This window comes from uncultured Pelagimonas sp. (genome assembly GCF_947498515.1).
In the GTDB taxonomy this organism is placed as follows: Bacteria; Pseudomonadota; Alphaproteobacteria; order Rhodobacterales; family Rhodobacteraceae; genus Pelagimonas.
In genome coordinates this window covers 190,753-202,207 of the sequence record NZ_CANMKO010000002.1, presented here as the reverse complement: position 1 = coordinate 202,207, position 11,455 = coordinate 190,753, and the positions used below count along the sequence as shown (strand labels likewise).

At 54.0% G+C, this 11,455-nt stretch carries 14 protein-coding genes; 8 read left to right on the top strand and 6 right to left on the bottom strand.

Features of this window, described 5'->3' with window-relative positions; all coding sequences use genetic code 11:
* Positions 1-32: 32 nt before the first annotated feature.
* From Q1A43_RS04425 to Q1A43_RS04410, 4 genes are all read right to left on the bottom strand, one after another.
* On the bottom strand, positions 33-965 hold the full coding sequence (locus tag Q1A43_RS04425) for a 3-hydroxyacyl-CoA dehydrogenase NAD-binding domain-containing protein (RefSeq protein WP_299932983.1): 933 nt from the start codon (positions 963-965) through the stop codon (positions 33-35).
* Positions 966-1,733, bottom strand: a complete 768-nt coding sequence (locus Q1A43_RS04420) for an SDR family oxidoreductase (protein WP_299932980.1) — start codon at positions 1,731-1,733, stop codon at positions 966-968.
* 23 nt (positions 1,734-1,756) lie between these two features.
* Positions 1,757-2,119 carry a cupin domain-containing protein gene (locus tag Q1A43_RS04415; protein WP_299932977.1) on the bottom strand — a complete coding sequence of 121 codons (363 nt, stop codon included), beginning with the start codon at positions 2,117-2,119 and terminating at the stop codon, positions 1,757-1,759.
* A 68-nt stretch (positions 2,120-2,187) separates the two neighbouring features.
* On the bottom strand, positions 2,188-3,024 hold the full coding sequence (locus Q1A43_RS04410; protein ID WP_299932974.1) for a cyclase family protein: 837 nt from the start codon (positions 3,022-3,024) through the stop codon (positions 2,188-2,190).
* 215 nt (positions 3,025-3,239) lie between these two features.
* Between Q1A43_RS04410 and Q1A43_RS04405 the strand changes: the two genes are divergently transcribed.
* Positions 3,240-3,995, top strand: coding sequence for an IclR family transcriptional regulator (locus Q1A43_RS04405; protein WP_299932971.1), 756 nt, complete (start codon positions 3,240-3,242; stop codon positions 3,993-3,995).
* An 8-nt stretch (positions 3,996-4,003) separates the two neighbouring features.
* Here the strand turns inward: Q1A43_RS04405 and Q1A43_RS04400 are convergent, their stop codons facing one another.
* Positions 4,004-4,591, bottom strand: a complete 588-nt coding sequence (locus Q1A43_RS04400) for a TetR/AcrR family transcriptional regulator (RefSeq protein ID WP_299932968.1) — start codon at positions 4,589-4,591, stop codon at positions 4,004-4,006.
* A gap of 77 nt (positions 4,592-4,668) precedes the next feature.
* On the opposite strand from Q1A43_RS04400, the gene Q1A43_RS04395 reads away from it, so the two are divergent.
* The 3 genes from Q1A43_RS04395 to Q1A43_RS04385 all read left to right on the top strand — a co-directional run bounded on the left by Q1A43_RS04395 (position 4,669) and on the right by Q1A43_RS04385 (position 6,063).
* Positions 4,669-5,160: a hypothetical protein gene (locus Q1A43_RS04395; RefSeq protein WP_299932966.1), complete on the top strand. Its 492-nt coding sequence runs from the start codon at positions 4,669-4,671 to the stop codon at positions 5,158-5,160.
* Complete coding sequence (locus Q1A43_RS04390) at positions 5,157-5,393, top strand: DUF1499 domain-containing protein (RefSeq protein ID WP_299932963.1); 237 nt, start codon at positions 5,157-5,159, stop codon at positions 5,391-5,393. Before Q1A43_RS04395 ends, Q1A43_RS04390 begins: the two co-directional genes overlap by 4 nt.
* A 121-nt stretch (positions 5,394-5,514) precedes the next feature.
* Positions 5,515-6,063 carry a hypothetical protein gene (locus Q1A43_RS04385; protein ID WP_299932960.1) on the top strand — a complete coding sequence of 183 codons (549 nt, stop codon included), beginning with the start codon at positions 5,515-5,517 and terminating at the stop codon, positions 6,061-6,063.
* Between the two features lie 82 nt (positions 6,064-6,145).
* Here the strand turns inward: Q1A43_RS04385 and Q1A43_RS04380 are convergent, their stop codons facing one another.
* Complete coding sequence (locus Q1A43_RS04380) at positions 6,146-6,553, bottom strand: GFA family protein (protein WP_299928085.1); 408 nt, start codon at positions 6,551-6,553, stop codon at positions 6,146-6,148.
* Positions 6,554-6,950: 397 nt separating this feature from the next.
* Between Q1A43_RS04380 and rlmF the strand changes: the two genes are divergently transcribed.
* The 4 genes from rlmF to Q1A43_RS04360 all read left to right on the top strand — a co-directional run bounded on the left by rlmF (position 6,951) and on the right by Q1A43_RS04360 (position 11,238).
* A complete protein-coding gene (gene rlmF, locus Q1A43_RS04375) occupies positions 6,951-7,865 on the top strand; it encodes a 23S rRNA (adenine(1618)-N(6))-methyltransferase RlmF (protein WP_299932957.1) in 915 nt (304 codons plus the stop codon).
* 284 nt (positions 7,866-8,149) lie between these two features.
* Positions 8,150-9,247 carry a helix-turn-helix domain-containing protein gene (locus Q1A43_RS04370; protein ID WP_299932953.1) on the top strand — a complete coding sequence of 366 codons (1,098 nt, stop codon included), beginning with the start codon at positions 8,150-8,152 and terminating at the stop codon, positions 9,245-9,247.
* 169 nt (positions 9,248-9,416) lie between these two features.
* Positions 9,417-10,652 carry a DUF1566 domain-containing protein gene (locus Q1A43_RS04365; protein ID WP_299932950.1) on the top strand — a complete coding sequence of 412 codons (1,236 nt, stop codon included), beginning with the start codon at positions 9,417-9,419 and terminating at the stop codon, positions 10,650-10,652.
* A gap of 55 nt (positions 10,653-10,707) precedes the next feature.
* Positions 10,708-11,238: a ricin-type beta-trefoil lectin domain protein gene (locus Q1A43_RS04360; RefSeq protein ID WP_299932947.1), complete on the top strand. Its 531-nt coding sequence runs from the start codon at positions 10,708-10,710 to the stop codon at positions 11,236-11,238.
* Positions 11,239-11,455: the final 217 nt, after the last annotated feature.

Sequence of the window (11,455 nt, the reverse complement as noted above, 5' to 3'; positions counted from 1 at the left end):
CCTTTCGTCGGCCTCCTCGCCGACGTTTTTGTTTAATCTTCGAGTATGGTGGCGAGTTTCGTCAGATGGCTGGCGACGCGCGCGCGGGTCGCATCGGCCTCTTGCGGTGTCCACTTTCGAAACCCTTCGCCTGACTTCATGCCCAAACGCCCCTCGGCCACGAGCTTTTCAAGGTAGGGCGATGGCCCTTTGCGGCTTTCGAGGTCGTGCAAAACGTTTTCGTGAATATCGAGCGTTAGATCGGTGCCAACCAGATCGGCGTTCTCCAACGGGCCAAGCACAGAAAGGCGACGGCCAAAACAGGATTTCACCACCGTATCAACGTCTTCGGCGGCGCAAATGCCATTCTCAACAAGGCTAATCGCCTCGCGCCAGAGCGCATGTTGCAGCCGGTTGCCGATAAAGCCCGGAACATCCTTGGCCACCATAACCGGCGTCTTGCCCGCATCGGCCAAAAGGTCGAACGTCGCCTGCGCCACCGCTGGGTTCGTCCATTCGGTTTGAACCACTTCGACCAAGGGGATCATGTGCGGTGGGTTCCACCAATGGGTGCCCACGGCGCGGTTTTTCAAACGCAGCTTGGACATGATCTTGGTGATCGGCATGACCGACGTATTGGAGGCGAGGATGCAGTGATCAGGCGCATGCGACTCGATCTCCGCAAGAATCGCCTGTTTGAGGTCAAGCTTCTCGGGTGCGGCCTCAAACACCATATCGGCCTTACGCACCGCACTGGCTGTGCTGTCGAAAATCTCGATCATCTTCAACGCCTTGGCGATGACCGTCTCATCATCCCCCATGGCCTGCATGCTTTTGCGAATACGCGCCGCAACTGTGACGCGGGCCTCTTCAAAGGGATCGGTGATCGCCACATATTGCCCGGCTTTGGCGAGGGTCAAAGCAATGCCATGCCCCATAAGACCGGCCCCGATGACGGCGATTTGCTGTTTCTTGGCAACCATCATTCAACCCGCCGTATAGCCACCGTCGGCATAAAGAATATGCCCGGTGTAAAAATCAGAGGCCTTGGAGGCGAGGAACAAAAGCGGCCCGGCGAGATCTTCGGGTTCACCCAAACGGCCAACCGGCACGCGGGCCAGAAAGCCGTTGCGCACTTTGGTTGCCTCTTCGGTGTCTTCGAACATCCACGCAGTAAGCGGCGAGCGGAACACGGTCGGTGCAATGGCATTCACGGTGATCCCATGCGCGCCAAGTTCGCAGCCCAGCGATTTGGTGATCCCGTCGGTTGCGGCTTTGGACGCACAATAAGCGGTGTATCCCGCCGGATGGCCCAACAAGCCGCGCGCCGAGCTAACCAAAACGATCTTGCCGTGACCTTGGGTTTTCATTTGGCCAGCGGCGGCGCGTGCCAAAAGCCAGCTTTGATTGACATTGGCATCCATGACCGCATTGAAGGTTTCTGGCGTCATGTCATTGATCAGCGCGACCTTATTCATGCCGGAGGCGACGACCAAGATGTCGAGCTTGCCATAGGCCTCAACCGCCTGCGCCACCAAACCATTGCAGATGTCTTCGTCCGTGGGGCGAGTGTTGATCGCGGTGACTTCGGCACCCATGCTACGGCATTCTTCGGCGATGTCGTCCAGCGCGGATTGATTGCCAGCCACCAAAACAAGCTTGCATCCCACCCCGGCGAGGATACGCGCAGCGACCATCCCAAAGGCACCCGAGGCACCGGTGATCAGGGCGACGTTGCCCTTGATGTCAAACATGGACAAAGGGTTTGCCATTGCGTTCATTTCAACTCTCCGGGGGGTTGGGCCGAGGGATAGGGAATGACGACCAACATCTTGCTGGTCAGGTTCGATTGGTTTTCGAGCAGGCGGGTTTCACCCGGCGGAATGGTGCAGCTATCCATCGGGCCAAGGGGGGTCGACGTGCCGTCAACGGTCAGCGTCATCTCGCCTTCGAGCACGACGTAGATTTTTTCAAACGGGGTCGAATCCGGCCCGGCACCACCACCGGGAAGAAATTGACTAAACCCCACCCATTGGTTCGTGGGGCCGCCTTCCTCGAAGCCCTGCAACCGAAGGCCGTGGCACCCAAAATGGTTTGGGGCCTCATAGGGCAAAGCGTCTTTGAAGCGCTTGATGTGCATGTGACTCCTCCCGAAATTTTTTGTGAAAAGGGTGGCCGCCGGTTGCCCGGCGACCGGTCTGGGAGTGATTAGAAGTCTGCGCCCGCTTCGATGCGGTAGTTCTGACCTTTGTCGGCCATCGCGACCAATCGGATGATACAGCCGTCACCGCGATCCCAATTCCATGGGAAGAAGGCAAAGGTCACACGTTTGCCGGTCACTGAATCCAGATCACCGCCAACGTTTTCGATCCCCATGATTCCGTTCGAAAACAGGGTGTTGTGCACTGGCTCCCAATCGGGGAAATCGTCTTTCCAGTCGTTGCCGCCGGACCATTCTTTGTACTCTTCCTCAAGGTGAGGAAGGATCGGGCCGTTGCGCTGCGGGCCGATGGCCGTGGCAAGCGGGTGGTCATTGGCTTGGGTGTCGTGGCCGACAACTTTCACACCCTTTTCCACCATCCAATCGGCGGCGGACTGAACCAATCCGGGGCAATAGGCAAAGTAATCACCATCCTCGTACTGCTTGTGCCAGCCGGTGTTGATGATCAGAACATCCCCCTTGCGGATGGCATGGCCACAGGCTTTTTCCAGATCGTCTCCGGTGATGGATTCCCATTTCTTCTTGGGAATGGACACAACAAGACCCGAGCCAAAGAAATGGGGCAGGGGCACCTCGTCGATAAAGGGCGTGCCCTGAACCACGTGCGCTGGCGCGTCGATATGAGTTGTGACGTGCATCGTTGTGGTGATCGTCTGGCTTAGCACGCCGGACTTGGCCATGTAGTGTTTACGATCGATCTGAACGTCTTTGAAATACGGCCAGTTCGGGCATTGGTAGCCAAACCGATGGCTCAGGTTCACAAACTCCAGCCCCATATCGTTATCGTCGTTGGCCTGGAACTCGATTCCGCGAATTTCAACCATTGGGCACACCTCCTCTGTTCGCCGGAATCCCGGCGTTTCTGGTTTCAAAATGTCTGGGTGGCTCCTCCACCTGTCTCGCATAGTGATGCATATGCACCGTATTGCGGTCAAGAAAAAAGATCACGATACGGTTGACATGTATCGCAATGCGGGACAGTAATGAGGAGGAAGCAACCGCGGACTCCGCGAAGAACAGTCGAAATCAAGGGGGCTAAATGTCTGAAAGCAATCCTAAAAGCGATCGGTCTGGAATTCAGGTCATTTCCCGCGCGGCATCAATCCTTCGGGTTCTCAAAGATGCGCAGTCGGGCATGAGCCTTGGCAAGATCGCCGATCAAGTTGGTCTGCCCCGCTCTACGGTACAAAGAATCACAAGCGCCTTGGCGGAAGAGAACTTTGTCATCGCCGACATTCAGGGTGGTGGCCTCCGGCTAGGTCCTGAGCTCAGTTCCCTTGCGGGGGCGGCGCAATACAACATTGTGGAACATTGTCGGCTTTTGCTCACTGAATTGACCCAAAAAACCGGCGAGACGACCGACTTGGCGGTGATGCGTGGCATTGGAATGGTGTTTTTGGATCAGGTGCCCGGTATTCACCGCCTGACCACTGTCTCTAAGGTCGGAGAGGTGTTTCCCCTGACCACAACGGCGAACGGCAAAGCCTGCCTTGCCTTGATGGATCAAGACGAGGCGATCAAACTGATCCGCAATGAATGGGATCGCAACGGTGTTGAGCAGGACTTGACCCAGCTTTTACACCAACTCGAAGAGGTGCGCCGCACTGGGTTGGCCTATGATCTGGACGAACATGCCTCGGGTGTTTCGGCGATCGGCTTTGCCTTTCATGATTGGGCAGGGGACCTGCACGCGATTTCGATCCCCGTCCCCTCAACGCGATTTTCTGACCAAAGGCAGACGATTGAAAGGGCGCTTATTGACACAAGCAACAATATTCAGCGCACGTTTGATTAGGCGCCGGTTTAACGGTTTGGTTTGATCAACACGCGGGACGCATCAATGACTCCTCCCCAAACAACATCCAATGCCTCATTTAGGGACATGCTTTTAGCGTGTTCCCAGAGGAAGATCGCCCGGCCAATCGCGTCGGTGGCATAGCTTGCCAAGGCGGCGGCGGTTTGGCGGTTGCCAACACGCTCGCTTAGGCACTCGGTTAGCACGTGACGCTCTGTCATCAGAAACCCATCAAGAATACCGCGTGCTTTTTCGTTTGACTGAAGGACCTTGCCGACCATGCGAAGAATATCTTCATCGCCCGCCAACGTCGCGATGTGCCGATCCAAAAAGAGTTTCAGATCCGCCGCCAAATCCCCGGACCCGGTGCGCAACGCCTCAATCTCATCATCACGAAAGCTCGGAGGGTGACCAATCGCGGCGGCTTCTTTGTTGGCGTAATAGTTAAAGAACGTACGCGTGCTTATTCCTGCCGCGGCGGCAATCTCTTCGGTCGTTACGTTGTCGAGGTCGTGTGAAACGGCCAATTCCAGCGTCGATTTCTGAATATCGCGTGCTGTTTCCTGCCGTCGCTTTTCTCGTAACGAAAGTGTCATCAGTCAAAACCTTGCGTAGTGTGCAATCTTTGCGTATTCAGCACTCACTTCCGAAGTTAGTCAAGGACAGGTCGAAAATGAAATACGCAGGCAAAATTGCACTTCTTGTCGTTGTTATCGGCGCGTTGGCTATGGGTTTGATGCTTTTGGGCGCACGCGCCGGTCTATGGGAACCGATCACCGGTTTCGGCCTTTATCGCACTTTTTTCAATCCTCTCGCTATGATTGTCGCCGCTGTCGGCCTATTCGCAGTGATCGTTCACGCCTTGCGCAAAGAAAAACGCGGGATCATCAGCGGGGGAGTTGCGGTCGTGTTTGGGGCCCTCTGTTTGGTCCCGTTGGGGATGGGAACAATCAACCCGCAAAAACGCGCAGCTCCGATCCACGATATTTCAACCGATACGACCAACCCACCGCTTTTTGAAACCTTGGATGATACCCGCTCGGGTGCCAAAAACACGCTCGTCTATGCGGGGCCGAAACTGGCCGCAGCGCAGGCCGCAGCCTATCCGATATCGCCCCGTTGCACTCGGACCTGGCCGTTGACGCCGCTTATCAACGCGCTTTGACCACCGCAAAGGATATGGGTTGGGACATCATTTCCTCTGATCAAGATCGCCACCGTTTTGAAGCCACCGCCCGCACGTCGGTCTTTTACTTTGCAGATGACGTTGTGATTGTTGTTAGTCCAGAGGCCGACGGAAGCCGCGTTGATATGCGTAGCGTTTCACGCGTTGGTCGTAGCGACCAAGGTGTCAACGCCGCCCGCATTCGTGCGTTTCAGCAGGAATTTGGCGCTTAAGGCATCTCACCCATCTGACCGCGTACCAAAACCAAAAAGGATTCCACCCTGTCCAAGTCGCAAAGCGCGGTGGATGTCGAGCAGAACGAAAATTCTTACCCGCGTCACAAAGGACGAACATATGACAAACTTCACTTCTATTTGCACCGCCATGTTCACCGCGTCGGTGGGATTGGCTCTCCCTCAAAATGCGTTGGCCCAAGCGCCAAATATTCAGACCAAAGGCGCGATTATCCACCTTGCCGACAACCTCAACGAAGAGGCCATGCTTGGTTGGTGTATCGACACCCAAGGCCGTGGATTGGGTGAATTGCTACATGCGCATTCGTGTAAACCGAATGGGGACGACGTGTTGTTTTCCTACGAAGAAACAAGCAGTTGGATTGAGTCCGTCACATACGAGGGGCGGTGCATGGCCTATAATGCACCTGACAATGCCGCCACCCCGTTTGGCTTGGTCACTTGTGACGAAACCGACCCGGCCCAGAAATTTGCTTATGATGCGGCAAGCATGGAACTGCACTTGGCCTCCCAACCGTCGCAATGCGTCACGGTCGCCGCAACGATTGACAACGCGGGTCCCTATCAATCGCGTCATCTTCTCGCTGCGCCTTGCGCCGATCTGAAGTCCGAGTTCAAGCAATGGGTCGTTAAAGAGGCATCCGAATAACGCGCGCATCTATTGACCACCGGTACGGTTCTCTCTCAACCTTTTGAGGCCTAGAGAGAACCGTGACTGGATTTATCGGTGTTTACCCGGGCATCTTTTCGAACGCCGGAATACCGTCTTCTAGGATCGTCGCTTTCATCTTGCTCGATGTGTAGACATTCACTTTGGGTGAAAACTCTTCATGTTCGTTGATGATACCAGCTCTCAAGCCAAGCATGCCTTCGCGGGCGGAATTTTGTGTAAACATCGGCGTTCCGCAGTTTTCACAAAAATGCTTGGTCATGGTCGTGCCAGCATCTGAGCTATGCTGAAAGGTTTTTGGCGTTCCCGTAACCTTTACATCGTCCTGTTTCATAAACATCAGCGTGGCATAGGCGCTGCCTGTTGAATGGCGACAAGCAGTACAATGGCAATTTGCCATAACCGGCACCTCGCCGTCTGCCTCAAATGAAATGTCACCACAAAGGCATGTTCCGGTAAGTTTTGTCATTGGCTTTCCTTGTATTCCTGTATCGCTGCCATCGACAGTAGGGGAATTGAGGTGATCATCAAGCGCTGATCCTCGATCTGGTGGAATGGGCAGATTTGGGTGAGTTGGTGAGGAGATCGCAATGTGCCGATCTGATAGTGTTTAGCCAACAGGTCGACGACAATCTGGTTTGGCCTCTGTGGCAGAGCTGGACCACCTCGATTGTTGATCCGAGTGTCAGATTTTTCAACCGGTGTTTGCCACTGTCTCGATCACGTTCCATCCTAGGAAAAACGGTCGGGGGCTTGCGCCAAAGGAGGGTTTGCTCCGCTCCTGAATTTACTATTTGCGCATGAGGGCCTAAGACCAACGGACCAACTGGCGCGTGACGCCCACTATTCTTAGAAAAGGCGTCCCCATGACCACCAAAACCAAGCTGCACCCCCGCAATCAACACTTAGATGGCTACGACTTTGTCCGCTTGGTCGCCCAGACGCCTGAGCTTGAGGCTTTTACCATTCGTAATCCACGTGGTCAGACGACCATTGATTTTCAGGACGTCAGCGCGGTCCGAATGCTCAATCGGGCGTTGCTCAAGACACATTACAATGTTGATTTTTGGGATATCCCAAGTGGCTATTTATGCCCGCCAATTCCCGGCCGCGTGGATTATATCCACTATCTGGCGGATTTGCTTGCCGGCGGTAAAAACCAAGAGATTCCGCGCGGTCAAGACATCAAAGTGTTGGACATAGGAACCGGTGCAAGCTTGGTTTACCCCCTAACGGGCCAAAGTGAATACGGGTGGAGTTTTACGGGTGTTGATGTCGATGAGGTGGCTCTTGAATCGGCTTTTAATATTATCAAAAACAATGAGTTGAACGTCATTCTTAAGAAGCAAGATGAGCCTCGGAATATCTTCCGCGGCGTGATAGATACCGGGGATGCGTTCCACTTGACCATGTGCAACCCGCCGTTTCATTCGTCCGAGGAACAAGCCAACAAAGGTACCCGGCGCAAATGGGCAAACCTTGGCAAGGGGCGGTCCACCAAGCTCAATTTTGGCGGTCAAAACGCTGAACTTTGGTGCCCGGGGGGCGAGATAAAATTTATCGCCCGCATGGTCGAAGAAAGCAGAGAGTTCGCCGACCAGTGTTTGTGGTTTACATCGTTGGTTTCGAAAAAAGATAACCTCGACCCGATTGGTCGCATTTTGGCAACGGCAAAGGTTGCCGACGTAAAAATCGTCGAAATGGCACAGGGGCAAAAAACAAGCCGGTTTGTTGCTTGGACCTACATAAAGAGAAAACACCGCAGCCAATTTCTCAAATGAGCTGACGCTAAGGCTGCTTGTTTCGAAGCTGTGCAAGTGGGCCTTGGCGTGCGGCAAATCCTCTGATCCCACCGCTCGGAATGCGCCCTGATAGCGCCCAGCACCTTATTTGCGCGACCAGACGTCAACTGTTAACCATGGGCCAACGGCTCCGGTATCAAAGGACATTTCGGTTCAGTATGGAAAACCTACTTTTCGTTGGCGTTGCCCAGGCGATATTTACGACCGTTTTCCTTGCATCCAGGCGCAGTTGTCCGTTTTCTGACCGGATTCTTGCGGTCTGGATGGTTTTTATTGCTTTGCCGATGATTGGCGGGACGGCCATACTATTATGGCCTGATGTTTCGCTTCCGATCCTGAGCGCGGACCTGATTTATCCGCTCACTTATGGTCCTTTCATGTGGCTCTATGTCCGGACGTTAACGGGGGGCGGTGATCGTCTTACACATCGCGATCTGCTTCACTTTTTGCCCTTTTTCCTGATCAGCATGGTGCAACTTGTAACTGGTTGGGCACCGCCACCGCCCAATCCGGAATTCTCGAACTTTGACACCAGTACACGATTTATCGGGGCGCTCAATCTTGTCTCGATGCTGTCATATTCCGGGGCTGTTGCCCGTCGGTTAAGACAACATGGCAAAGAAGTCGTTCAGCATTTTTCGAGCCTGTCCAATAGGGTGACTTTGACTTGGCTTTACTGGCTGACGGCTGGGTTCTCGGCTGTTTCCCTATTATTGTTCTTAGCATCGGTTTTGTCGCTGCCTGACCTGCTGCGTATACATCTGCCGGCGCAGCTCGTGATCATTATGGCGCTAAGCTTTTTTGGACTGAGGCAAGTTCAGATTTTCGACCACCAGCAAGGTTTTGGCGGGCAAGGTTTTGGAGGGCAAGATTTCAATGGGCAGGGTCTCGCCGGGCAGGGTAAAATAACTCATCCCAACACGGAACTGTCTCAACAAGGGAGATTTGAGCACCCCAATCAGCCCCCCAAGCCAGACGATACCAAAATCCCCTATAGCCGATCGGGGTTAACCAACGAGCGCGCCGCGCAGATTTCTGAAAAACTCGACGCATTCATGACGACCGAACGGCCTTATCTGTCTGCCGATCTGACCATCGCGAACCTTGCCAAACAAATGGCGGTTCCGCGCCATCACCTTACCGAGGTCATCAACACGCGGCATCACAAAAGCTTTTATCAATTCGTGAATGAATACCGGATCGAGGCGGTAAAACAGGCGATGCACAGCCCTGAAAACGGGGATCAGACGCTTCTTGATCTCGCCTATGCACATGGTTTTAACTCAAAATCCCCCTTCAACGCAGCGTTCAAACAGCTCACGGGGATGACTCCGTCGCAATATCGCCGTCAGTTGGCATAATACGATCAATCTAGGTTATTGTCTGATTTTAAAGGGAAAAACGCGCTCGGTTTGGTCTAAAGGGAGTTTTTCGCAAAGATAAAACGTACGGGCTTGGCGGCTGGGACGATTTTCTCGGGATTTTGTTCCATTTGGGCGCAAAAGCACGACACCCGAAAGGATCGGTCCCTTGACCCGCGTTTATAAAACAACCGCAACCACGTATTTGCCAACACTTCTGTTCGTTTTGTCCGCTCAGGGCATCGCCGCTCAGGATCTCACTTACCCGATTGTCGATACGATGCAGGATGCCTGTTTTGACCTTGCTGGGGTGGAAATCACCTGTCCCGCTGTTGGTGAAGACCTATACGGGCAGGATGCCCAACATCCCCATCTGGCTGCGTCCTATACGGACAATGGCGACGGGTCGGTTTCGGACAACAACACTGGCTTGTTGTGGCAGAAAACACCGCTAAATGATCGCTTTCAATACTCAGACGCGCTGAGCTATTGCGCGGCGCTAGACCTTGCCGGACGGGCCGATTGGCGCGTCCCATCAATCAAGGAACTGTATTCACTCGCCGATTTTCGAGGGGAATTGCTTAAACCCGAAGAGGGCCAACCAACACCTTATATCGACACCACCGTTTTTGATTTCGAATACCCAGATCGCGGGATGATCTTTGCCGGTCAGTATTGGAGCAGCACGCTTTACATCAAAGGGCCGGTCATGAATGGGCGCAATCAGGGGGCGTTTGGCTTTAACTTTGCGGATGGGCATATCAAATCTTATGGCACGGGCTTGGATTTTTACACCGGTGCCGCCGCCACAAGCAGCGGTCTTCCTAATGGACCAGATGATGGAAAAGCGCCGGGCAACTATGTGCGCTGTGTCAACGGCCCAGAGGGCGTTTTTGGTGTGAATGCCTTTGCTGACAATGGCGATGGCACGGTCACTGACACGGCCACTGGGCGTATGTGGCAAAAGGCAGACGACGGCACCCGCCGGGAATGGCACCAAGCTCTCGCTTATTGCGAAGCGCTTGATCTCGCTGGTTTTGACGATTGGACCTTGCCCCACTCCAAGGAGCTGCAAAGCATCGTTGATTATGATCGCTCCGGATTTCCAGCAATCGATGAGGCGGTTTTTGCCATTACGCAGGATAGCGACTCTCTCGATTTTTGGAGCAGCACCACATTTGGCGACTTTAAAAACTACGCCAATGTTGTCGCCTTCGGCAAGGCGTTGAGCAAAGCCGGAGAGCAGACTGAATTCACCGATTGGCATGGGGCGGGCGCGCAACGTTCGTCGATCAAATCGCTTGTCGATCAGGAAATGACCGAAGACACAACCTGTTCGATCAACGCGTGTGACTACAACCGCTCCGACAATCTCGTGCGTTGTGTCCGGAAACTTGTGCCGTAACCCGGCGCAGCTCACCAAACAGCCCAAGCTTGACAAATATCTCTAGGAAAACCTCATGAAGAACCGCCTTTTCTCAGCCGTACTTACCGCCAGCGTCTTGACCGCTTTTGTAGCGCAAGCTGAACCGGTAGAAATCTACCTGACCGACGCTTTGGACAATATTCAGAACGGCTATTGCCTTGATATTGGTGGTGCCAAAGGGCGCGATGCCAACCCCGAAAAGGGCCTTCAAGGTCATACCTGTTATAGCGCACTCGGTGCGCTAGGTGTTGATCAGATTTTTGAGACGGACAAATTCGCGGACGGCATCCTTTACATGCCAGAGTTCGATGTCTGCGCCGAAGTCGCGTCAGTTGCCGCCGGAACAAGTATTGATCTCTCAGCTTGCAATGGCAGCGAGGCGCAATCGTTTGTGTTCTCTGGCGAGGGGGCAATCACACCCGCCTCCGCAACTGATATGTGTTTGACTGTGGCCGAAGCGACCCGGTTTGGTCGCAGCAAGGAAAACCAGATCAAGAACCTGTCGCTTGAACCCTGTGACGATGCGCAAGCCGCCTACCAAAACTGGGCCACACGCAGCGAATAACGCCGCAATCGCGGTTCGGTCGGGTAGAAATCCTTCTGAACCGCGACTTTGTCGCAAAGAACTGCAATGCGCTTTCACATTCAAAGGTGAAAAGCAGCCTCGACCTATGTCCATTCTGATGTCGGGCATGAGCCGAAACCAACCGCAAAATCTATGGGCCCCAAGTTCTTGCCCGACCAACCTGTCAATAGTGGTGACCAAAGCCTTGTCTTGTACC